The sequence below is a fragment of the Burkholderia semiarida genome, from assembly GCF_029268935.1.
Lineage (GTDB): Bacteria > Pseudomonadota > Gammaproteobacteria > Burkholderiales > Burkholderiaceae > Burkholderia > Burkholderia semiarida.
In genome coordinates this window covers 1552885-1574104 of record NZ_JAHLCL010000008.1, presented here as the reverse complement: position 1 = coordinate 1574104, position 21220 = coordinate 1552885, and the positions used below count along the sequence as shown (strand labels likewise).

Below are 21220 nucleotides of genomic sequence, written 5' to 3'. Positions count from 1 at the left end.
CGATCAGTAGCGCGCGTTCAGCGTGACGAACGCCGAGCGGCCCGGCGCGATCGACGCATAGTGCGCCGGATACGCCTGATCGAAGTAGGTGCGGTTGAACAGGTTGTTCACGTTCAGTTGCAGATCGAGCTTCTTGTTGATCCGGTACTGCGCCATCGCGTCGAAGCGCCAGTACGACGGTACGGCGCGCAGGTTCGCGGGATCGCCGAACACTTCCGACATGTAGAACGCACCGCCGCCGACCGTGAACTTCGGCGTGATGTCGTAGTTCGACCACATCGTGAGGCTGTGCTTCGGCGTGTTCGGGAAGCGGTTGCCGTTGTTCGCGGTGTCCTTGCCGTTGTCGCGCAGTTCGCTCTTCATGTACGTGTAGCCGCCGAACACCTGCCACTGCTTCGTGATCTGGCCCGCGACGCCGAGCTCGAGGCCTTGCACGCGCTTGTTGCCGACCATCGCGTACTGGTTGTTCGGCAGCGTCACGCGCGCGTTCGTCGTGTCGATCTGGAACAGCGCGGCCGTCAGCGACAGCTTGTCGTTCAGCACGTTCCATTTCGTGCCGAGTTCGATGCTGCGGTTCTTTTCCGGCGAAAGCTGATCGGCATTCGGGCCGACGCCGCCGCGGCCCGGCGTGAGCGACTGCGTTTCGCTGCCTTCGCCGAGCAGCATGCCGGCGGGCGTCGACGACGTCGCATACGACGCATAGAGGCTGCCGTTCCGCGCGGGCTTGAACACGAGGCCGGCCTGCCAGTTGAACAGCGTGTCGTCGCGCGTGTAGGTCTTGCCGCCATTCGCCTTGGTATCGGTGAAGCGGGTCGAGTAGTCGTCGACGCGCACGCCGGCGTTGACCTGCCAGCGCGGCGTGATCTCGATCGTGTCGAAGCCGTAGATCGATTTCGTGGTGGTGCGCGCATGCGCGTAGTCGTTGTTGCGCGAGATCGAGCCGGCCCACGGATCGCTCGGGTTCGGCGACCACAGGCTCGTGCAGTTGTAGCCGGACGCGGCGCCGATGCCTTTCTGGCAGATCTTGCCGGTGTCGGTCGCGACCGTGTACGAGTCGCGCTTGCCCCATTCGCGCGACAGCTCGATGCCGGTGTTGAAGCTGTGCTTGAACGGGCCCGTGCGGAATTCGCCGAACAGCTCGGTCAGGTTCGCGAGGCTGTTGATCGCGCTGTTGCGGTTGTTGTTGCGGCGCCAGACCTTGCCGTTCACCACGTTGCCCTGGCTGTCGTCCGGCTGCGTCCAGATGTAGTCCTGCGTCGATTCCGTGTAGCGCGCGGTGTTGCGCACCGTGAGGTTCGGCGTGATGTCGTGCTCGATCCTGATCGTGCTGATGTCCGACGTGGTCTTGCGGAAGTCGCGGTCGATCAGGCCGTAGAAGTTGTGGCGATCGACGGGCGCCGGATAGATCGTGCCGACGTTCGCGGGCTTGTTCGACGTCGTATAGAAGTACGGGATGCCGCCGTCGGGCATGTCGTCCGTCTGCAGGTGGTAGTAGCTCGCGGTCACGCGCGTCGGCGTGCCGAGACCGAACGCGATCGACGGCGCGACGCCCCAGCGCTCGTTGTTGACGGCGTCGCGGCCGGCCACGTCGTTGTTGTGGCTCATCAGGTTCAGGCGGAACGCGGCGTGATCGGCGAACTGCCAGTTGCCGTCGGCGGTGAAGCGGCGATAGCGGTCGGTGCCGAGGCCCGCGCTCGCGGCGGCCGTCGTGCCGAGGTGCGGGGCCTTCGTGATCAGGTTGATGCTGCCGCCCGCGCCGCCGCGGCCGCCGTACGCGCCGTCGGAACCCTTGGTGATCTCGACGCGCTCGGTGTTGAAGATCTCGCGCGTGGTGGCGCCCGTGTCGCGCATGCCGTCGACGAACATGCTGCCCTGCGTGTCGTAGCCGCGGATGAACGGACGGTCGCCGAGCGGGTTGCCGCCCTCGCCGGCGCCGAACGTGATGCCGGGCACGGTACGCAGCGCTTCGGTCAGCGTGGTCGCGCCGCTGTTCTGGATCAGTTCCTGCGGGATCACGGTGACGGATTTCGGCGTGTCGACGAGCGGCGCGGTGAATTTCGCGGAAGCGGAAAAGTCGGCCTTGTAGCTGTGCTCGGTCTTGCCCTGGATCTCGATCGGCGCGAGATGGCCTTCGGTGCCGGCGGTCGCCGCGGGCGGCGTGCCGTCGGCGAACGCGGGGCTCGCGGCCAGCACGCTGCAGAGGGTGGTGAACTTGCCGAGCTTCAGCTCGTCGGGACGGGACTTCATGGTGCGCTTCGACCTCGCGGTGTGGCTCCCGGGGCAGTGCGCTACGGAAATGTGCATGCCAGCGGGGATTATTACGATTTGTTTTCAGGCGGCATTCTATGTAATTTCTTTACGAATGAGAAGCGTTCTTGTTCTCATTTGTCGGGGAATTGTTGACGAATGTTGCGGAGGGGGCGAAGGCTCGTGGCCGGGGAGCGACAGGCAACGCAATGGCGTCTGCCGATGGCTTCGTCGCTGCAATCGCCGCCTCGAACGGTTCGATCGCGGCCACGCGCGACGTCGCGCCGTTCGAAGCAGCAGGCCTGCGTGTGATCGACTCTTGGTTCCGCCGGCGCCGGGTCGGCGGCCGTCACGTCACCGGCGCCGAAAATGACAACGCGCCGTGCAAGTCGGCGCGTTGAATGCGTTACGTCTGCGCGCGGCCCTTGAACTGCAGCGAATTCCCGTTCGGGCGCGCGCGACCGGCCGCAGATCAGTCGATTCCGTGAAACACCGCATCCTCCGGCCCCAGGTATGCCGGCGGGCGCCACGTCGCGTCGCGCATCGAATGCTGGACGAGATTCTCGACGCCCAGCAGCACCGCGAAGATCGCCATCCGCACCGGAATGCCGTTGTCGGTCTGCCGGAAGATCGCGAGACGCGGGTCGCGGTTCAGGTCGACCGACAGGTCGTTCGCGCCGGGCCGGCTGTCGCGCGGCAGCGGGTGCATGATCAGCGTGTCGGGCTTGCACACCGAGTCGACGAGCGCCTGGTTGATCTGGAAATCCGGCGTATAGCCTTCGAACGACTCGTCGGTGAAGCGCTCCTTCTGGATCCGCGTCGCGTAGACCACGTCCGCGCCGCGCAAGCCCGCCGCGAGATCGTTCGTCTGCTCGACCGCGTGGCCGTTCGTCGAGATCTGGTCGACGATGTACGCCGGCATCTCGAGCGTCGGCGGCGACACGAGCGTGAACTTCAGCCCGCGGTACAGCGCGAGCAGCTTGACGAGCGAGTGCACGGTGCGGCCGTACTTCAGGTCGCCGACCAGCGCGATGTGCGCGCCGTCGACGATCTTGCCGAGCCGCGAAAACTCGCGCTGGATCGTGTAGAGGTCGAGCAGCGCCTGGCTCGGGTGCTCGCCGGGGCCGTCGCCGCCGTTGATCACCGGCAGGTTGGTCGCCCGTGCGAATTCGGCCACCGAGCCTTTTTCCGGATGGCGGATCACGAGCGCGTCGACGTAGCCGGCCATCACGCGGCTCGTGTCGTAGATCGATTCGCCCTTCGCCATCGACGAGAACGTGAAGCCCGTCGTGTCGCACACCGAGCCGCCGAGCCGGCAGAAGGCCGCGCCGAACGACACGCGCGTGCGCGTGCTGGCCTCGAAGAACAGGTTGCCGAGCACGGCGCCTTCGAGCACGCGTGAAATCTTGTGACGCCGCGCGATCGGCTGCATGACGTCGGCCACGCGGAACAGCGCCTCGACCGAATCCCGCGAAAACTGGTCGACTGAGATCAACTGCGGCTTGCCTTCGAACAGGAATTGCTTCGCGAGCCCTTGCTTGTCTACGCTTTGCGTATAGTTCTCGCCATCCGGCGCCGAACGCTCGACGATTTCCGACACGAAGCGCTCAACGATTTCGGGCATCCCGCGCGATTCCTGCGAATCGTCCGGAAGCAGCCACGTATCCAGCGCGCGGCGGCTGACGCCGATGCGATTCGCGAATGCCTCGCGGGTCATGTTGAGGCGGCGCATCGCGTCGCGGAGGAAGGCTTGCTGGGGAACGGTCATCGGCGGCTCCTGGGCGGAAAATATACGCGGTGCGTATATTAGTTTCTGCCGCGATGAAGTCAAGAAAAATCTGTGCGCGCAGGGGTGGCGCGTATGACACTCGCGGGGCCGTACTGGCGCGCGGCGCGCGTCTCCGTATAATCAGGTCAGGCCCCGTGTCCGGCAGCGTGCCGGGCGCCGCGCCGCACACGATTCGCCCGGTCGGGCTTGTTGATTCGAAGGAGAATGAGAATGACGCGTACGATTGCTGCAATGCTGCTGGTGGTGACCGCCGCGCTCGCCGGTTGCAATACCGTCGCCGGCGTGGGCCAGGACATTTCGAAGGGCGGCCAGGCGATCAGCGATTCGGCTGAAAAGGCCAAGTAAGCCGACCGGTTCCGGCATGCAGAAGGCGCCGGGCCTTCCCGCGATGGCGGGGCGGCCCGGCGCCTTTTTTGCGTACGAATCGATGCCGCGGCGTCAGGCGCGTTCCACGAACGCGTAGCGGCCCTCGACCTTGCGCGGCGTGAACCAGCCGTAGTCGGGGAACAACCGGTTGCGGACGAACCAGACATAACCGACCAGCGCGACCGTGATCGCGAGGCTCGGCAGCGCGGCGGACGGATCCCGCCCGAGATCGGCGACGGTCTTCGGCATCTGCAGCAGCGACAGCAGGATGAACGCGTGATATGCGCCGACACGATGGGTCGCGAAGCCCCAGATGAACAGCAGCGACAGCGGCACGGTCAACGCCAGGAAGGCGGTGACCAGGACGCCGCCGGCGCCGGACGCGAGGAAGTAGTACGCAAGCATCAGGCTGATGACCAACTGCGCGATGCCGAGCGCGATCAGGATCCGGATGTGTATCTTGTTCTTGCGGCAGCGTTCAGGGTCGGGGCGCGACGCGATCAGGTGCGCGAGCACGCGATCCTTGAGCCCTTGCCCGGATAGCTCGGCCAGCGCGTCGGCCTTCCTCGTTCCCGCGGACAGCAGCACCGCGATTCTTGTTTTGGCTTCCTTCCTGTTCATTGCGTGGCGGAGTGTTGTTCGATGATGGTCAAAGGGATCGGCCACGCGAATATTGCATCTTGCGCAGTCGTGCGCAACGGTTTTGCGGTGCGCGGACACATTCCTACAGTCGGTCGACCGTGTGTCGGAAAGGCTGGATCGACGAGCGCTGCGACGTCGACGGAGGCGCCGCCGTCTCCGCGGGGACGCGACGAACGCGAGTCAGTCGGCGGCGGCCTGCGCGGCGAGCGCGGCGCGCGGCTCGACGGGCGGCTCGCGCCGTCGCGTCGCGCCGACGAGCATGCCGGCGACGACGAGCGCGATGCCGGCGACACGTGTGCCGGTCAGCGTTTCGCCGAACAGCGCGACCGCGAACAGCACGGCCGAAACCGGCGCGACCGCGGTGAACAGGGCCGCCTCGGTGCCGCTCGTGCGTGCCGAGCCCGCATACCAGCACAGGTAACCCAGCACGGTCGGAATCAATGCGTAGTAGACGATCGCCGACACGGCGCCGACGGTCCAGCTGCTCGCCACCGCATGCCATTCGAACGCGGCCGGCACGAGTGCGAGCACGAAGCCGAGGCCCGACATCGCGGTGGATAGCGCAAGCGGCGGCAACGGCGCGGCAAGCCGACGGTTGAGCAGGATGAAGACCGCTTCGCATGCGACGGCCGCCAGCACCAGCGCATCGCCGGCAAGTGTTTGCAGCGACGGCATCGCATGGCCCGGCGCGAACGTGACGAACAGCACGCCGGCCGTGGCCAGCGCGGCGGCCAGCCAGTCGCGCGGCGTCTGCCGCTCGCGCAGCACGACGGCCGCGATCAGCGTCGACATGGCCGGCAACGTGCCGAGCATCACGCCGGCATCGAGCGGCGACGACAGCTTCGTGCCGCTGATCAGCAGCACCGTATATCCGACGCCGCCCGCCGCCGCCTGAATGACGAGCAGCACGGCATCGCGTGCGGAGATGCGCGGCCAGCGCATGCGCTGTGCGCGCATCATCGCGAACAGCAACGGGGTCGCGATCAGGAAGCGCAGCGCGGTGGCCGCGAACGGCGGCAGGCCGCCGGCCGCGAGACGGCTCGCGATGACGGTGCTGCCGACGCCCGCCATCGCGGCGGCGAGATAGAGATAGCCGATCAGTCGTGTCTTCATGCGCTGCATCGTCGTGTATGGCGGCAGCGTGCGTCTTGAACGAAATTGCAGCCAGGGACGGGACTGAAGGTGGTGAACCGTCGGCTTGCGCTGACGCAACAGGTCGCGGCGGCCTTCGAGGGGGTAGTCGCTTTCGAACGCAGTGCGCCCGGCGCCTGCGGCGCTGCGCGGCCGACGGCGTTACTCAACCCGCCTGCGTGAACCGCCCCGGCGTGATGCCGAACTGGCGCGCGAATGCGCGGGTCAGGTGGCTCTGATCGGCGAAGCCGGCTTCGGCCGCGGCATCGGCGATCGGCAGGCCGCTGGCCAGCAGCGCGCGCGCCAGCCGCGTGCGCGACTGAACCAGGTATGCATGCGGCGTGATGCCGAGCTCGCGCGCAAAGCCGCGCAGCAACTGGAAGCGGCTGACGCCGCTCAGGTCGGCCAGCTCGGCGAGCGACACGGGTGCGGCCGGCGCCGCGTCGAGCCGCTCCCGCGCGACGCGGACCGCCGGCGCGACGCCGGCCGCCGGCAGCGTGCGGCTTGCGTGCCGGGCGAGCAACCCGGCGACGAGCATGACGAGCGCTTCGTCGCGGGCCAGCGGCTGGGTTTCGCCTGCCACGATGCGCGCATGCAGCCTGCCGACGGCGGCCGCAAGCCGCGTGTCACGCACGGCCGGATGCGCAAGCTCGACGCCGCCGAGGCCTTCTTCCGCCGCGACGCTCGCGACCAGCGCGGGGGCGAGATAGAGCATCCGCCAGCGCCGCCCGGTGCCGGCTTCGAGCGGCGAGCCGTCGTGCACCTCGCCCGGGTTGACCATGATCGCGTCGCCTGCGAGCGCGTCGACCTGACCGCGGCCGCTCCACGACCGGTGCGCACCGCTGACGATCACGCCGACCCCGAATTCGTCGTGCGCGTGGCGCGGAAACGCGCGGTCGGACTCGAGGCTGATTGCCTCGATGCCTTCGCCGGTGCGTCGGTAATGGATGACACGGTGCATGTGCGCTCCTCGTGCCGGGGGCGGCGCGGATCACGTGCACTTTAGCGTGTTCCGGCGCCGCGCGCCCTTCATCCTTTTGGCCGATACCGCGCGGCGCGCGCAGCCCGCACCATGTGCGCATGAGCAGCGTACACGGCCCGCCGGGCCTGAGGCTGCACGGGAGGCGGCAGGTGGAACGACAGGATCCGGTATTCATTCAGGTGGGTGCGCTCGCGGACGGCTTCGCGCCCGAGGCGAACATCCTTGCATCCGTCGACGCGCTCGTCGGGCGGACGCTGACGCTCGTCGACGCATCGTGCGCATGGCGCGTCCATACGTTCGAGCCGGGTGCGCTGCAGTGGCGCGACGCGGTCGCCGATACGGGCGGCCGCGCGCCATGCCGCGTGACGCGGCTGCGCGACGGGCTGTACTTCGTCGACTACATCGATGCCACCGCTCGGGCGACATCGGTCAGCCTCGTGATCGATCTCGACAACGGCGTGTGGACGTCGGTCGTCGGTACGTTGCCGACGGAAGCCGACACGCGCATCGATGCGTTCACGCGCGTCGCGCGCGGGCTGCCGCTGACGGCCGTCGACGCGCAATTCCGGCACGGCACGCTCGGCGGCCACGCCGAGCCGGGCCCGCTTCACGCGCCCACGCGCGAACTGATCGGCAAACGGACGATGTATCGCTACAGCCCGACCGAATGCTACGAGCACATCTACCTGAACGAGAATTTCTACGCATGGCAGTGCCTGCAGGGCGTCGAAGGCGGGCTGGCCGATGTCGACCGCTGTCATTACTTCAAGATTGCGGACGCGCTGTATCTGTTCGTGTGGCGCGAAAAGGTGGTGCCGACGCTCGGCGTCGTGCTGATCGACCTCGCGCAACGCAAGACCGACGGCAAGATCTTCGGCTATCAGGGCGGCGATTTCGGCACGCTGTCGAATTTCCCGGTCGGTGCTTACGCGCAGGTACTGAACGAAACCGTGCATCCGGTCGGCGACGAGGCGCAGCGATGACTGCCGTGCGGGGCAGCGGCCGCCTGCATGCGGATTTCAGCGGGCGCGTCGTGCTCGTCACGGGCGCCGCGCAAGGAATCGGCGCGGCGATCGCGCGCCGTTTCGCGGAATCCGGCGCATTCGTCGCCGTGGCCGACCTGAACGGCGACGCGGCGGCCGTGCAGGCCGGCGCGCTGGCGAGCGCGGGCGGCGAAGCGCGCGCGTATCGGGTCGATGCCGCGAGCCGGGACGAACTGGATGCGCTCGTCGCGGCGGTCGAGCGCGACGGCGGCCGGCTCGATGTCGTCGTCCACAATGCCGCGTATTTTCCATTGACGCCGTTCATGCGGATCGACGAGCCGACGCTCGAGCGCACGCTGTCGGTCAACCTGTCGGCGCTGTTCTGGCTTGCGCAGGCCGCGTTGCCGGCCTTCGAGCGCGCGGGGGCCGGGCGGCTGCTCGTCACGTCGTCGGTGACGGGGCCGCGCGTCGTCTATCCGGGGCTCGCGCATTACGCGGCGTCGAAGGCCGGCGTGAACGGCTTCATTCGGGCGGCGGCGCTGGAGTTGGCGCGCCGCAACGTGACGGTCAACGGCGTCGAACCGGGGATGATCCGCACGCCGGCGGCCGGCAATCTCGGCGACGCGTCCGTCGCCGCGCAGATCGCGCGCGACATTCCGCTCGCGCGGATGGGCGAGCCCGAGGACATCGCGAACGCGATGCTGTTTCTTGCATCGGCCGACGCGGCGTACATCACCGGGCAGACGATCGTCGTCGACGGCGGCGCGACCTTGCCGGAGAGCGGGGCGGTGCTGGGCAACGGGTAGCGGTGAGCCAGCGCGGGCATCGGTTTCGGCGAGGCCGTGCGGGCATCTGCGGACGGCCCGCGCCATGAGGGCACGTGCCGCACGCCGCGCCGCGACTACAGCCAGCCGTTGCGGATGAACTCGACGATCGAATAGCGGCGATGCTCGAGATCGTGCTGCCGGACGGCTTCGACGATGCGCGATACGCCATCCGCATAGGGTGTCGCGCCGGATACGCGCGATTCGAACTGCAGGCTGCATGCGCCGTCGTCGATGCGTATCCGGTGAACCGCATGGCGGCCGAGTTGATCGTCGGGGATGCCGAGTTCGCTGCGCTGCACGGCCGGGTCGCGCACGGAGCGGATGTCTTCCGGCCGTACGCCGAGCGATTGGGCGATACCGACGGCCGTGCCGGGGACGGACGTCTTGCCGGCCTGATGCGATTCCGTCACGCCGATCTCGCAGTCGCGAAACAGGTGGCCGCTGGCTTCCAGCATGCACATGAACTTCAGCATCAGGATGTTCGTGTTCGGGCACAGCACGACCGGAAAGCCGTACGTCCCCGTTTCGAGGTCGGAGCCGGTCGACAACTCGACGAGCGGCGACGCGGTGGCCTGGCAGAATGCGATCGCGTCGGGGAGTTCGCGGCCCGAGCCGGCATGGACGACGATCGTTCGTGCGTCGCTACGTCGGGCGTCGCTACGTCGGGCGTCGGTTCGCGCGCTGTCCGGCCACGGCATCACGCGGCAGGCGGCCGGGTCGAGCGTGTGCGAGCCGAGCAACTCGTTGGCGAGCTTGCCGGTTCCGATGACGAGTACTTGCATGGGATTGACGGTTGAGATTGGGAGGCGAGTCGGCGGTGGTACGTGCCGTCGGCCAGGCGGGCTTGGTTGTCGTGCCGTGCGCCGCACCTGGCGGGCATCGCGCATTATGCCCGGCCGTTCGACTGCGCGCTTGTCGAGCCACGTCCGCCACGTCGCGCCGTCTCGCGACGCATGAGCCGCGATCCGTCTCGCGATGCCGCCGGCCGCGCGTGGGCCCGCGACCGCGGCGAAACGACAGGGACGCCGCGCTGCCGCACCCTCATCGCCGTGCGCACGAACGCGTGAACGGCGCTACGCTGTCGGCATTTCAACCCATCACCCTCGATCCAGGAGAACACATCGATGGAACACCACCTGAAAGGCAAGGCAGTCGCGATCACCGGCGGCTTCGGTCATCTGGGCGTCGCGACGGCCGCGTGGCTCGGCGAGCGCGGCGCCCGCGTCGCGCTGATCGGCCGCGGCACGGCTCCGGCGGCGCAGGCGCTGCCCGGCGTGCCGGCCGATGCGTTGCGCATCGGCGGCATCGATCTCGTCGATCCGCGGGCCGCCGTGCAGGCGCTCGAAACGGTCAATCGCGAATTCGGCCGGGTCGACGCGCTGCTGAACATCGCCGGCGCATTCGTGTGGCAGACGATCGCCGACGGCGATGCCGCCACGTGGGACCGCATGTACGAACTGAACGTGAAGACGGCGCTGAATGCGTCGAAGGCCGCGCTGCCATACCTGGTGGCGAGCCAGGCCGGCCGCATCGTCAACATCGGCGCGGGCGCGGCGTTCAAGGCCGGCGCGGGGATGGGCGCGTATGCGGCCGCGAAGGCGGGTGTCGCGCGGCTCACCGAGGCGCTCGCGGCGGAGCTGCTCGATCGCGGCGTGACCGTGAACGCGCTGTTGCCGAGCATCATCGACACGCCGCCGAACCGCAAGGACATGCCCGACGCCGACTTCTCGCGCTGGGTCCGCCCGGAACAGCTCGCGGCGACGATCGGATTCCTGCTGTCGCCCGACGCGCAGGCGATCACCGGTGCGTCGATTCCGGTGAGCGGGCGCGTCGCGTAGTGCGCCGGGGAGGGCTCGCCGGGTCCGGCCGTGCGTACAATGTCGCACCGGATCGCGCGACCCGAACCCGAGACCCGAACCCGAGACCCGAACCCGAGACCGAATCCGAGACCCGAATCCGAGGCCATGACACAGCCCACCATCCTGATCGTCGAAGACGAACAGGCGATCGCGGACACGATCGTCTATGCCCTCGGCACCGACGGCATGCAGACCATGCACTGCACGCTCGGGCAGGCGGCGCTCGATCAGCTGCGCGCTACGCGTGTCGATCTCGTGGTGCTCGACGTCGGCCTGCCGGACCTCAGCGGCTTCGAGGTATGCCGGCGGCTGCGCACGTTCACCGATATTCCGGTAATTTTCCTGACCGCGCGGCACGACGAGATCGACCGGATCGTCGGGCTCGAGATCGGCGCCGACGATTACGTCGTCAAGCCGTTTTCGCCGCGCGAGCTGGCGGCGCGGGTGCGCGTGATCCTGCGCCGCTTCCACCGCGCGGCCGCGCCGGAACCGGTGCCCGCGCCCGCGCCGGCCGATGCGTGCGCACCGGTTGCCTCCGGCTTCACGCTCGACATCGATGGCGCGCGCGTGTCGTGGCTCGGCCACGCGCTGGACCTCACGCGGTACGAATTCGGGCTGCTCGCGCTGCTGGTCCGGCATCCGGGGCGCATCTACTCGCGCGAGCAACTGATGGATCTCGTGTGGCACGAAGCGCTCGATTCGGCCGACCGCACGGTCGACACGCACGTCAAGACGCTGCGCGCCAAGCTGCGCGCGATCGATCCCGAGCGCGACCCGATCCGCACGCATCGCGGGATGGGTTATTCGCTGCAACCGTAACGACCGGCTCCGCCCATGCATATCGGCCTGCGCATCTTCTTCGGCTTTTTCCTGATCGTCGGCCTGGCCGCGCTGATCACGCTGCGCGTGTTCGTGCAGGAGGTGAAGCCCGGCGTGCGCGAAGCGATGGAGGACACGCTCGTCGACACCGCGCAGGTGCTGGCGACGCTGGCCGCCGACGACATGGCGAACGGGCATATCGCCGACGGCGCGTTCGCGCGGCAGCTCGGGAAACTGCACGAGCGCCCGGTCAGCGCGAACGTGTGGGGCATCCAGAAGAACGCGATCGGCTACCGCCTCTACATCACCGACGCGCACGGCATCGTGCGCTACGACTCGTCCGGCAGCGCGGTCGGGCAGGACTACTCGCGCTGGAACGACGTGTACCGGACGCTGCGCGGCGAATACGGCGCGCGCAGCACGCGCAGCGATCCGAACGACGACGGCAGCACCGTGATGCACGTGGCGGCGCCGATCCGGCGCGGCGACGAGATCATCGGCGTGCTGACGATCGCGAAACCGAACCAGACGGTCGCGCCGTTCATCGCCCGCAGCCAGCGCAAGATCATGCTGTACGGTGCGTTGCTGATGGGCGGCGCGATGCTGATCGGCGTCGCGTGCACGGGGTGGCTGGTGCTCGGGCTGCGGCGCCTCCAGCGCTATGCGCGGGCGATCGCGGCCGGCGAGCGCGCGTCGATGCCGCTGCAGGGCGCGAACGAGCTGGCCGAGCTCGGGCGCGCGGTGGAAAGCATGCATCGGCGGCTGGAAGACCGGCAATACGTCGAAACCTACATCCACACGCTCACGCACGAGATGAAGAGCCCGCTGGCCGCGATCAGCGGCGCGGCCGAGCTGTTGCAGGAGGACATGCCGGTCGCGAACCGCCGGCGCTTCGCCGAGAACATCCGCCGCCAGGCCGGCCGCCTCGAACAGATGATCCGCAAGCTGCTCGCGCTGGCCGAGGTCGAACAGAAGCAGCGCCTGTCGGTGCACGAACCGGTCGCGCTGCGGCCGGTGCTCGAACAGCTCGTCGACGATATCGAGCCGCGCGCGCGGCAGCGCGGCGTGAGCTTGCGGATCGACGCGAATGGTGCGGCGGATGCGGCCGATGGAGCCGATGCGGTGGTCGTCGACGGCGATCCGTTCCTGCTGCGGCAGGCGCTCGGCAACCTGCTCGACAACGCGCTGGATTTCGCGCCGCCGGGCAGCACGATACGCATCGCGCTCGAGCGGCAGCCGGCGGGCAGGGCGCACGTCGCGGTCGTGCGCGTCGCGGACGACGGCCCCGGCGTGCCCGACTACGCATTGTCGCGCGTGTTCGAACGCTTCTATTCGCTGCCGAGGCCCGACGGGCAGGATCGCAGCACGGGCCTCGGGCTGTGTTTCGTCCGTGAAGTCGCGATGCTGCACCGCGGCCAGGTCGCGCTCGCGAACCGCGCGGAAGGCGGCGCATGCGCGACGCTCACGCTGCCGTCGGCGGGCTGATCGCGCGCTTCACGCCCGCCACACATTCGCTTCACATCGGCTTCAATCGCCCTTCACCGGGGCCGCTCATGCTGACCGTACCTTCCACTCCGGTACCTGCCAGCAATGAATCGAGTCCTGTTGTTCAAGTCCATGATTACCGCGTTTCTCGCGCTGGCGATCCTGATCCCGCTGCAGATGGTCCAGAGCATCGTGCGGGAACGCGCCGACTATCGGCAAAGTGCGCTGGAAAGCATCTGGGCGAGCTATGCGGGGCCGCAGACGGTGACGGGGCCGGTGCTCGTCGTCCGTTACACGGAAGTCACGCGCGTGAGCGACGACGTGCGGGCCGGCGGCAAGGCGAAAACCAGCCTGAAGAGCGAGGCGAAACGGCTGCTCGTATTCCCGAAGACGTTGAACGTCGACGGCACGCTGTCGGTCAGCACGCGCTATCGCGGCATTCACAAGGCGCTCGTGTACGCGCTCGACAGCCGGATGACCGGCACGCTGCCGCTGCCGGACCTGAAGAAGCTGCCGCAGGCCGACGGCCACGTGAGCTTCAAGGTCGACGGCGCGTACGTCGCGCTCGGCATCGGCGATCTTCGCGGGCTGAAGGCGCAGCCCGACCTGCGCATCGGCGGCAAGCGGATCGACGTGGAGCAGGGCACGCGGCTCGACAGCCTGCGCCAGGGCGTGCATGCGAACGTCGATCTCGCGGCGCTGGCGGACGCAAACGCGGGGGCGACGGTCGTGCCGTTCAGCATCGCGCTGCCGCTGGCCGGTGCGGAGTCGGTCGCGTTCGCGCCGGTGGGCGACCAGAACGACTTCTCGCTGAAATCGACGTGGCCGCACCCGAGCTTCGGCGGCGAATTCCTGCCGGCCGAGCGCACGGTCGATGCGCGCGGCTTCGTCAGCAACTGGCGCGTGACGTCGTTCAACACGAAGGCGCGCGAGCAAGTGGCGTCCGGCAACGGCAACGGCGACGGTGGGATCGAGAGGGCGTCGGTGTCGGTGATCGAACCCGTGAACGTCTATCTGCAGGCCGAACGCGCGACGAAATACGGTGCGCTGTTCGTGATGCTCACGTTCGCGAGCTTCTTCATGTACGAACTCGTGAAGCGGTTGCGCATTCATCCGATCCAGTACACGCTGGTCGGCCTGTCGCTCGCGCTGTTCTTCCTGCTGCTGCTGAGCCTGTCCGAACACATTGCGTTCGGCTATGCGTATCTCGTGGCGAGCGGCGCATGCATCGGGCTGCTCGGCTTCTACCTGTCGTTCGTGCTGCACAGCGTGAAGCGCGGCGCGACGTTCACGGCGCTGCTCGCGATGCTGTACGCGGCGCTCTACGGGCTGCTGCTGTCGGAAGACAATGCGCTGATGCTCGGCTCGCTGCTGCTGTTCGCGATCCTCGCCGGCATCATGACGCTCACGCGCCGCGTCGACTGGTATTCGCTCGGCGCCGCGTGGCAGCCGCTGGCCGACAAACCGGACGCGGTGAAGCCGGGCACGCCCGCGAAGTAGGCGAGCGGGTGCGAGCAAGTGCGCGCCGGTCGCGAATGTCGCGACCGGCGCGCGGTTTCAGGCGGGCAGGACGCCCTTCATGCGGCCGTCCCGGGACGACGAAACCGCGCCAGCGGAATCTCGGCGATGGCCGCGATCTCGATCAGCAGGTCGGGACGGTAGAGACGCTCGACCTGGACGGTCGTCGTCACCGGGTAGGGTTCGGCGAAATAAGCGTTGCGGATGTCGCCGGCGTGCATGAATGCGTCGATGTCGATGGCGTAATGGACGAGCGAGATCACGTCGCGCATTTGCCCGCCCAGTGCGGCCAGCACGTCACGGATGTTGTCGAGCGTTTGCCGGACCTGGGCGCGCATGTCGCCGGCGCCGACGACCTGCCCGGCGCGGTCGAGCGCGACCTGACCCTTCAGATGCACGATCCGGCCGTCGCCCTGGATCACGGCCATCGAGAATGCGCCGAACGGCGCCCAGACTTCCGGCGGATTCACGGCTTCGGCCATCGCGCAGCTCCTGTGGGGGCGGAAATGGGGTAACGCAGCGGCGTGCCGCGTTCGGCGATCGCGCCGTGATAAACGTGGACGCGTTCATCGTCGGCCGGCCCGCCCTGCCGAAAGCGGCGGCGGCCCGGATCGCCCGATACTCGCTTCTCCACATTACCGGACCACGCCGTGCCGAACCAAGCTTCCGGAGATCCGTCCATCGACGATCCCCGTCCGATCCCGCCTATCCAACCCGAACTGGAAGACTGCTGCAACCGCGGCTGCTCGCCGTGCGTCTTCGACCTGTACGACGAAGCGCTCGCGCGCTATCGCGTCGAGCTGGCCGAATGGGAGGCGCGGCAAGCGCAGCGCGAGCATCGCAAATAAACCGGATGCCTGCGAGCGGCCATGCGTTGCATGCACCGCATCGGTTGCCGGCGTTGGACTGACGAGGCCATTTCCGTCGCGCATCCGGCGTCACGCATCCCCATGCAGCCGCCGATGCAGCGGCTCGAGCGCCATCGACAGCGCGATGCAGCCGAGCAACACGGCCGTCAGCGTGAACATCGACACCCTGAACCCCTGCACGTAATCGAGCGCGGCCGGATGCGTGCCGAGCCGCGCGAAGAACACGCCGCCGATCGTCGCGGCGCCGACCGCCGCGCCGATCTGCAGCATCGCGCTGACCATTCCCGACGCCACGCCCGCGCGGGCCGCGTCGACTTCCGCCAGCACGATCCGCACGACCGACGGCAGCACGAGCCCTTGTCCGATGCCGATCGCCGCGATGCCCGCATAGAAGCCGGGCCCGGGCGCGCCGTCGCGGGCGAGCGTGGCGGCGGTCGCGACGCCGGCCGCGAGCATCGCGAAGCCGAGCGTGAGCACGCGATACGCGCCGAACCGGGCGACGAGGCGCGGCATCAGCAGCGGGCTCGCGAGAAAACCGAGCCCGAGCGGCAGGATCGCGAACCCGGACGCGAGCGGCGACCAGTTCAGGCAGCCCTGCAGATAAATCCCGTAGCTCAGGAAGAACGCGCTCAGCATGTAGAACAGGAACGCGAGCAGGAGCCCGAGCGCGACGACCGGGTTGCGGAACAGGCGCACGTCGAGCAGCGGATCGCGGCCGCGCGCGAGCCGGCGCGATTCGACCGTCAGCAGCGCGCCGAGCATCGGCAGCGCGCCGACGCCGCACGCGATCATCCATAGCGGCCAGCCGGCTTCGCGGCCGTGCGTGAGCGGATACACGAGCATCAGCAGGAACAGCGACAGCAGCACCGTGCCCGACACGTCGATGCGCTGGCCGCGCGGCGGGCGGTTTTCCGGGATGAAGCGCCAGCTGCCGATCAGCGCCAGGATGCCGATCGGCAGATTGACGAGGAAGATCGCGCGCCAGCCGAGCCCGAACGGATGCAGGCTGATCAGCGCGCCGCCGCCGAGCTGGCCGATCACGGCCGCCAGGCCGAACGCGAACCCGTAGAAGCCCATCACGCGCACCTGTTCGTGCGGGCTGAACACGCTGCGGATCGTCGCGAGCACCTGCGGCGCGAGGATCGCGGCGAACAGGCCTTGCAGCACGCGCCCGCCGACGAGCACGGTGCCGTTGTCGGCGAGCCCGCACAGCGTCGACGCGAGCACGAAGCCGGCCATGCCGACCATGAACATGCGTTTGCGTCCGTACAGGTCGCCGAGCCGCCCGCCGGTGATCTGGGCGACCGCGTTCGCGCATGCATAGGCCGACACGACGAGCTGCAACTCGGCCTGGCGCGCGCCGATGCCGTCGCGAATGGCCGGCAGCGCGAGATTCACGATGAAGTAGTCGAGCGGCGGCAGAATGGCGCCGACCAGCAGGACCACGAGCGCCCAGCCGTGATGGCTGCGGGGCGTCGCCGCGGCAGCCGCGCCGGCCGACGCGCAGGGGGCAAGGGTGTTGTTCGTCATGAAAGCAGATCCGAAAAAAAGAGGGCCCGATAAGCGATGGACGCGAGCAGGCCGTTGACCCCATATTCTGGTCATCGCTCATGGTTCGGAAAAGCGGGAAAGAGTGGTAGCATCCATCGGGTTATTCGATGGATGGAGGAAGGCGATGCGCGGTTTCGATCTGGACCAGTTGCGCACGTTCGCGGCGGTCGCGGACGCCGGCAGCCTGACGGCCGCCGCGCCGCTGCTGCACCTGTCGCAATCGACGGTCAGCGAGCAGGTGCGCAAGCTCGAATCGCGCGCCGGCGTGCCGTTGTTCGTGCGCAGCAAGCGCGGTGTCGAGCCGACGCCGGCCGGCTCGCGGCTGTTGCAGCACGCGCGGCGCATCGTCGCGCTGAACGAGGCCGCGTTCGACGAACTGCGTGGGCAGGCGATCAAGGGCGAGTTGCGCGTCGCGATCACCGACTACTACCGCACGAACGAAGTGGCGGGCATGCTGGCGCGGCTGCGCGAGTGCTATCCGCAGCTGAGCCTGCACGTGAGCGCGATGAAGAGCGCGGATATCGAAGCGGCGCATGCGCGCGGGCAGATCGATCTGGGCGTCGTGATGAACATGTCGAGCGGGCCGTTCCGGCCGGTGTCGGCCGATACGCGCTGGGTGCTGCGGCGCGAACCGCTGTCGTGGGTCGCGTCGCCCGCGCTCGCCGAGCAGTTGCCCGAACCGCTGCCGCTCGTGTTGCTGCCGGACGACTGCATGATGCATCAGGTCGCGGTGCGCTCGCTCGACGAGCGGCACACGCCGTACGTGCTCGTGCACAGCGCGTCGGGCGTCGCGGGGTTGCAGTCTATGCTCGCGGCGGGGCTCGGGGTCGGCTGCCTGTGCGCGTCGGCGATCGGCGACGGCCTGATGCGGCTCGGCACGAAATACCGGCTGCCGCCGCTGCCCGACGCGGTGTTTTCGCTGACACCGCCGCTGCCGGGCGAGCGCGAGACCGTCACCCAGGCGCGCGAGGTGCTGTCGCGTCAATTGCTGATGTAAAACCGTGCCGCGTGCATCGCGGACATCCTGTTCGCCGGGAAAAATCCACGAATGGCGCGGCCCCCGCGATTCACCCACGCCGCTTTCTACTCGGCGAGCTCACCGTCCGCATACGTACGCAGCCCGTTGGCCAGTGCATCGAACACGGCCCGGCAGCGCGGGCTCGTCCGCAGATCCTCGTGCATCACGACCCAGGTTTCCAGCCGCATCGCGGGCCCGTCGGGCAGCACGCGCACGAGCCGCGCGTCGCGTTTCGCGAGCGCCGTCTGGCAGAAGCCGATCCCGTAGCCGGCGCGGATCAGCGCAAGCTGCGCGAGGTTGCTGTCGGTGCGCAGCGCGAACGCGTCGCGCTGCCACTGCGGCATGCCTCGCCCCGCCGAGCGGATGAACGGCGTGACCGTATCGAAGCCGATCAGCGCGTGATGGGCGAGCGCGTCGATCGTCGCGGGCGCGCCATGGTGCGCCAGGTAATCGTCGCGCGCATACAGTCCGACCTCGATTTCGCCGACACGCCGCGCGACGAGCGCGTCCTGCGCGGGCCGCGCCATCCGGACCGCGATGTCGGCCTCGCGCTTGAGCACGTCCTGGATGCGGTCGGTCGGCACCAGTTCGATCACGAGCCCCGGATGGTCGCGCCGCAATTGCGCGAGCATCGGCGGCAGCACCTCGACGGCGATCACGTCGCTGGCCGAGATCCGCACGATGCCGCGCACGCCGGCGCCGTGGCTGGCCGCCGCGCGCTCGAACGCGGCCGCCGCGCTGCGCAGCGCCTCCGCATGGCCGCGCAGCGCGAGCGCCGCCTCGGTCGGCAGCAGGCCCGACGGCGACCGCGTGAACAGCGTCTGGCCGAACGCGGCTTCGAGCGCCGCGACATGGCGGCCGGCCGTCGGCTGCGTGATGCCGAGCGCGCGGGCCGCGCCGGACAGCGAGCCTTCCGTCAGCACCGCGAGGAAGGTGCGGTAGCGTTCCCAGTTCAGATCGGTGGTCATGCATAAATGTATAGCTGATCGACTGGGTTCGGCAATTCCTTGATAGCAGGCGGCGCCGCAGAATGCGTGTCGTGATGGTTTCATTCAAGGAGAGCGGCAATGACGGCAAACGCAAGCGGGATGCAACGGCAGGCGCTCGTGCTCGGCGCGAGCGGCGGGATCGGCGGGGAAGTCGCGCGGCAGTTGCGCGATGCGGGCTGGCAGGTGCGTGCGCTCAAGCGCGGGCTCGATGCCGAGGGCGTGGAGCGCGACGGCATCGCCTGGGTGCGCGGAGACGCGCTGGATCGCGATGCAGTGGTGCGCGCCGCCCGCGGCTGCAGCGTGATCGTGCATGCGGTGAACCCGCCCGGATACCGGAACTGGGCCACGCAGGTGCTGCCGATGATCGACAACACGATCGCGGCGGCGCGGGCCGCGCAGGCGACCGTCGTGCTGCCGGGCACGGTCTACAACTTCGGCGCCGATGCATTTCCGGTGCTGCGGGAAGATGCGCCGCAGCATCCGGCGACCCGCAAGGGCGCGATCCGGGTCGAACTGGAGCGGCGGCTGCAGGACGCCAGCGCGCACGGCGTGCGGACGATCGTCGTGCGCGCCGGCGATTTCTTCGGGCCGCAACTCGGCAACAGCTGGTTCTCGCAGGGGCTGGTCAAGCCGGGGCGGCCCGTCGCGGCCATCAGCGTGCCGAGCCGCGGCGTTGGCCATCAATGGGCGTATGTGCCCGACGTGGCCCGCACGATGGTCGAGCTGATCGAGCGGCGCGAGACGCTGGAGCCGTTCGCGCGTTTCCATCTGGACGGGCATTGGGATGAGGACGGCATGCAGATGGCGCGGGCCGTGCAACGCGTCGCGCAGCGGCACGGCATGCGGCCGGCGCTGCGCGATTTTCCGTGGTGGCTCGTGTGGGTTGCCGCGCCGTTCGTGACGACGCTGCGCGAATTGCTCGAGATGCGCTACCTGTGGCGCGAACCGATCAGGATGGACAACGCGCGCGTGACCGCGGTGCTCGGCCGCGAGCCGGTGACGCCGCTCGATACGGCGGTGGAGGCGACGCTGGCGGGGCTCGGTTGTCTCGGGTGAGCAACGGCAGGCAGTAAAGGCTGCGCCCCCGCACGGAAACGCGCCATGCCGAACCGAAGAAGCCGCGGGGCCACAATTCTCCACATACCCGCGCGCGTCCGATGCGCATCATGTCGGGCAATGCCGATAACGCGAAAACGGGGGCGCGATGGGGTACTTCGGGTGGAAAATGTCGGTTGCGGGAGCAATCATGTTCACATTGAGTGGATGTACGAACCTGGCCGGCGTGCTGTATTGCGGCAACTCGCAGTTCAACTTTCCGGACTACCACTGCTTTGAGTCGTACAGGTAGGAACAGGCGCGACGCCTGAATGCCGTCGTGCCCGTGCCCCGTGCGGTTTTCCGCTTGCCGTCACGGCTTGCCGTTACGCGACGACCGGCAACACCTCGACTGCATAGCGATGCGTGAGACTGCGCCCGAGCACCGGATCGTGCAGTTCCATTTCGAACGCATCGCCGTCGCCCATTGCCGCGATCGCGCCATGTACGGCGACCGTCCCGCCATACATCGCGCAGCACGCGGGCATCGTGCGGCGACCGTCGAACCGCTGCCACAGCACGTCGGGCGCGAGCAGGCCGCTGACCGGGCCGTGCTGGTACGCCGTCCGCTCGCCGTCGCGCGCGATCAGCCACGAGCGCATCTCGAGCGCATCCCAGTGATCGGCGACATCCGCATGACGCCACGCGTCGCGGCCGAGCGGCTTCGCGCACACCTGCTTCGACACGGCCACGCCGTACGCCTCCACTTCGCGATCGGTGTGATCGGAGCCGACCGTGACAAGCGTGCCGGCCGGACTGTCGACCAGCACGCATTCGATCTCGCCGCCCGAGCGCGCGCCGAGCACGCCGATCGACGGTGCCTGCGTAAGCAGCGCGGCCGACACGCGATAGAAGCACGGCGTGGTCGACGGCGGCGCGACGCCGAGCGCCGCGAGTTCGTCGATATGCGCGTGGATCGCGGCCGGGTCGCGTCCGGCCCAGCCGGCGATCACGACGCGCTCGATGTCGACGTCGACGGCGGCCGGCGCGTGTTGCAGGGAAATCACGTTGAACGACAGGGTTGGCATGCGGCTATCCGTTTGAAGTGCG

Annotated in this window: 20 protein-coding genes and 1 pseudogene; 11 read left to right on the top strand and 10 right to left on the bottom strand. The window is 68.6% G+C overall.

From position 1 onward, the window contains the following. Positions 1–3 precede the first annotated feature (3 nt). Positions 4–2247, bottom strand: a complete 2244-nt coding sequence (locus tag KPB06_RS30330) for a TonB-dependent receptor (RefSeq protein WP_275905763.1) — start codon at positions 2245–2247, stop codon at positions 4–6. Between the two features lie 173 nt (positions 2248–2420). On the opposite strand from KPB06_RS30330, the pseudogene KPB06_RS30325 reads away from it, so the two are divergent. After that, positions 2421–2576: pseudogene (locus tag KPB06_RS30325) on the top strand (VapC toxin family PIN domain ribonuclease); the annotation flags it as partial. A gap of 143 nt (positions 2577–2719) precedes the next feature. Here the strand turns inward: KPB06_RS30325 and KPB06_RS30320 are convergent. Then, positions 2720–4015: an aspartate carbamoyltransferase gene (locus KPB06_RS30320; protein ID WP_059584768.1), complete on the bottom strand. Its 1296-nt coding sequence runs from the start codon at positions 4013–4015 to the stop codon at positions 2720–2722. Positions 4016–4246: 231 nt separating this feature from the next. Between KPB06_RS30320 and KPB06_RS30315 the strand changes: the two genes are divergently transcribed. Further along, positions 4247–4381, top strand: a complete 135-nt coding sequence (locus tag KPB06_RS30315) for an entericidin A/B family lipoprotein (RefSeq protein WP_006485835.1) — start codon at positions 4247–4249, stop codon at positions 4379–4381. Between the two features lie 93 nt (positions 4382–4474). Here KPB06_RS30315 and KPB06_RS30310 read toward each other — a convergent pair whose 3' ends face one another. The 3 genes from KPB06_RS30310 to KPB06_RS30300 all read right to left on the bottom strand — a co-directional run bounded on the left by KPB06_RS30310 (position 4475) and on the right by KPB06_RS30300 (position 7136). Next, the gene (locus KPB06_RS30310) at positions 4475–5023 is read right to left on the bottom strand and encodes a hypothetical protein (protein ID WP_059584770.1); all 549 of its coding nucleotides are present in this window, start codon (positions 5021–5023) and stop codon (positions 4475–4477) included. 201 nt (positions 5024–5224) lie between these two features. Continuing rightward, positions 5225–6157, bottom strand: a complete 933-nt coding sequence (locus tag KPB06_RS30305) for a DMT family transporter (protein ID WP_059585116.1) — start codon at positions 6155–6157, stop codon at positions 5225–5227. A gap of 184 nt (positions 6158–6341) precedes the next feature. Then, positions 6342–7136 (bottom strand): AraC family transcriptional regulator, encoded by a 795-nt coding sequence (locus KPB06_RS30300; protein ID WP_059584772.1) that lies wholly within the window; start codon positions 7134–7136, stop codon positions 6342–6344. A 170-nt stretch (positions 7137–7306) separates the two neighbouring features. Between KPB06_RS30300 and KPB06_RS30295 the strand changes: the two genes are divergently transcribed. Beyond that, positions 7307–8140: a molybdenum cofactor biosynthesis F family protein gene (locus KPB06_RS30295; protein ID WP_059584773.1), complete on the top strand. Its 834-nt coding sequence runs from the start codon at positions 7307–7309 to the stop codon at positions 8138–8140. Beyond that, complete coding sequence (locus tag KPB06_RS30290; protein WP_275905764.1) at positions 8137–8946, top strand: SDR family oxidoreductase; 810 nt, start codon at positions 8137–8139, stop codon at positions 8944–8946. Before KPB06_RS30295 ends, KPB06_RS30290 begins: the two co-directional genes overlap by 4 nt. Positions 8947–9041: 95 nt before the next feature. On the opposite strand, the gene KPB06_RS30285 is transcribed toward KPB06_RS30290, so the two are convergent. After that, complete coding sequence (locus KPB06_RS30285; protein ID WP_059584776.1) at positions 9042–9749, bottom strand: hypothetical protein; 708 nt, start codon at positions 9747–9749, stop codon at positions 9042–9044. 342 nt (positions 9750–10091) lie between these two features. Here KPB06_RS30285 and KPB06_RS30280 point away from each other — a divergent pair, with 342 nt between their 5' ends. The 4 genes from KPB06_RS30280 (at position 10092) to creD (ending at position 14630) form a co-directional block, all read left to right on the top strand. After that, positions 10092–10805 carry an SDR family NAD(P)-dependent oxidoreductase gene (locus tag KPB06_RS30280; protein WP_059584778.1) on the top strand — a complete coding sequence of 238 codons (714 nt, stop codon included), beginning with the start codon at positions 10092–10094 and terminating at the stop codon, positions 10803–10805. A gap of 126 nt (positions 10806–10931) precedes the next feature. Next, complete coding sequence (gene creB, locus KPB06_RS30275; protein ID WP_059584780.1) at positions 10932–11645, top strand: two-component system response regulator CreB; 714 nt, start codon at positions 10932–10934, stop codon at positions 11643–11645. A 15-nt stretch (positions 11646–11660) separates the two neighbouring features. Beyond that, positions 11661–13130 (top strand): two-component system sensor histidine kinase CreC, encoded by a 1470-nt coding sequence (gene creC, locus KPB06_RS30270; protein WP_060009283.1) that lies wholly within the window; start codon positions 11661–11663, stop codon positions 13128–13130. Positions 13131–13235: 105 nt separating this feature from the next. Then, the gene (creD, locus tag KPB06_RS30265; protein WP_059584784.1) at positions 13236–14630 is read left to right on the top strand and encodes a cell envelope integrity protein CreD; all 1395 of its coding nucleotides are present in this window, start codon (positions 13236–13238) and stop codon (positions 14628–14630) included. 77 nt (positions 14631–14707) lie between these two features. Here the strand turns inward: creD and KPB06_RS30260 are convergent, their stop codons facing one another. After that, a complete protein-coding gene (locus KPB06_RS30260; protein ID WP_059584786.1) occupies positions 14708–15130 on the bottom strand; it encodes a RidA family protein in 423 nt (140 codons plus the stop codon). A 168-nt stretch (positions 15131–15298) separates the two neighbouring features. Here KPB06_RS30260 and KPB06_RS30255 point away from each other — a divergent pair, with 168 nt between their 5' ends. Then, positions 15299–15496, top strand: a complete 198-nt coding sequence (locus KPB06_RS30255; RefSeq protein WP_059584788.1) for an oxidoreductase-like domain-containing protein — start codon at positions 15299–15301, stop codon at positions 15494–15496. A gap of 90 nt (positions 15497–15586) precedes the next feature. Here KPB06_RS30255 and KPB06_RS30250 read toward each other — a convergent pair whose 3' ends face one another. Beyond that, a complete protein-coding gene (locus KPB06_RS30250) occupies positions 15587–17047 on the bottom strand; it encodes an MFS transporter (RefSeq protein ID WP_059584790.1) in 1461 nt (486 codons plus the stop codon). Between the two features lie 145 nt (positions 17048–17192). Between KPB06_RS30250 and KPB06_RS30245 the strand changes: the two genes are divergently transcribed. Further along, a complete protein-coding gene (locus KPB06_RS30245) occupies positions 17193–18065 on the top strand; it encodes a LysR family transcriptional regulator (RefSeq protein ID WP_059584791.1) in 873 nt (290 codons plus the stop codon). An 86-nt stretch (positions 18066–18151) separates the two neighbouring features. Here KPB06_RS30245 and KPB06_RS30240 read toward each other — a convergent pair whose 3' ends face one another. Next, positions 18152–19054 (bottom strand): LysR family transcriptional regulator, encoded by a 903-nt coding sequence (locus KPB06_RS30240; protein ID WP_059584793.1) that lies wholly within the window; start codon positions 19052–19054, stop codon positions 18152–18154. Between the two features lie 99 nt (positions 19055–19153). On the opposite strand from KPB06_RS30240, the gene KPB06_RS30235 reads away from it, so the two are divergent. After that, the gene (locus KPB06_RS30235; protein WP_059584795.1) at positions 19154–20131 is read left to right on the top strand and encodes an NAD-dependent epimerase/dehydratase family protein; all 978 of its coding nucleotides are present in this window, start codon (positions 19154–19156) and stop codon (positions 20129–20131) included. 365 nt (positions 20132–20496) lie between these two features. On the opposite strand, the gene KPB06_RS30230 is transcribed toward KPB06_RS30235, so the two are convergent. Beyond that, positions 20497–21198, bottom strand: a complete 702-nt coding sequence (locus KPB06_RS30230) for a DUF2848 domain-containing protein (protein WP_059584797.1) — start codon at positions 21196–21198, stop codon at positions 20497–20499. Between the last annotated feature and the right edge of the window lie 22 nt (positions 21199–21220).

What these genes read in the sequence shown, in the direction of transcription:
- KPB06_RS30330 (WP_275905763.1), bottom strand. Translation starts at nt 2,247, where the DNA reads ATGAAGTCCCGTCCCGACGAGCTGAAGCTCGGCAAGTTCACCACCCTC.
- KPB06_RS30320 (WP_059584768.1), bottom strand. Translation starts at nt 4,015, where the DNA reads ATGACCGTTCCCCAGCAAGCCTTCCTCCGCGACGCGATGCGCCGCCTC.
- KPB06_RS30315 (WP_006485835.1), top strand. Translation starts at nt 4,247, where the DNA reads ATGACGCGTACGATTGCTGCAATGCTGCTGGTGGTGACCGCCGCGCTC.
- KPB06_RS30310 (WP_059584770.1), bottom strand. Translation starts at nt 5,023, where the DNA reads ATGAACAGGAAGGAAGCCAAAACAAGAATCGCGGTGCTGCTGTCCGCG.
- KPB06_RS30305 (WP_059585116.1), bottom strand. Translation starts at nt 6,157, where the DNA reads ATGAAGACACGACTGATCGGCTATCTCTATCTCGCCGCCGCGATGGCG.
- KPB06_RS30300 (WP_059584772.1), bottom strand. Translation starts at nt 7,136, where the DNA reads ATGCACCGTGTCATCCATTACCGACGCACCGGCGAAGGCATCGAGGCA.
- KPB06_RS30290 (WP_275905764.1), top strand. Translation starts at nt 8,137, where the DNA reads ATGACTGCCGTGCGGGGCAGCGGCCGCCTGCATGCGGATTTCAGCGGG.
- KPB06_RS30285 (WP_059584776.1), bottom strand. Translation starts at nt 9,749, where the DNA reads ATGCAAGTACTCGTCATCGGAACCGGCAAGCTCGCCAACGAGTTGCTC.
- KPB06_RS30280 (WP_059584778.1), top strand. Translation starts at nt 10,092, where the DNA reads ATGGAACACCACCTGAAAGGCAAGGCAGTCGCGATCACCGGCGGCTTC.
- creB (WP_059584780.1), top strand. Translation starts at nt 10,932, where the DNA reads ATGACACAGCCCACCATCCTGATCGTCGAAGACGAACAGGCGATCGCG.
- creC (WP_060009283.1), top strand. Translation starts at nt 11,661, where the DNA reads ATGCATATCGGCCTGCGCATCTTCTTCGGCTTTTTCCTGATCGTCGGC.
- creD (WP_059584784.1), top strand. Translation starts at nt 13,236, where the DNA reads ATGAATCGAGTCCTGTTGTTCAAGTCCATGATTACCGCGTTTCTCGCG.
- KPB06_RS30260 (WP_059584786.1), bottom strand. Translation starts at nt 15,130, where the DNA reads ATGGCCGAAGCCGTGAATCCGCCGGAAGTCTGGGCGCCGTTCGGCGCA.
- KPB06_RS30250 (WP_059584790.1), bottom strand. Translation starts at nt 17,047, where the DNA reads ATGACGAACAACACCCTTGCCCCCTGCGCGTCGGCCGGCGCGGCTGCC.
- KPB06_RS30245 (WP_059584791.1), top strand. Translation starts at nt 17,193, where the DNA reads ATGCGCGGTTTCGATCTGGACCAGTTGCGCACGTTCGCGGCGGTCGCG.
- KPB06_RS30240 (WP_059584793.1), bottom strand. Translation starts at nt 19,054, where the DNA reads ATGACCACCGATCTGAACTGGGAACGCTACCGCACCTTCCTCGCGGTG.
- KPB06_RS30235 (WP_059584795.1), top strand. Translation starts at nt 19,154, where the DNA reads ATGACGGCAAACGCAAGCGGGATGCAACGGCAGGCGCTCGTGCTCGGC.
- KPB06_RS30230 (WP_059584797.1), bottom strand. Translation starts at nt 21,198, where the DNA reads ATGCCAACCCTGTCGTTCAACGTGATTTCCCTGCAACACGCGCCGGCC.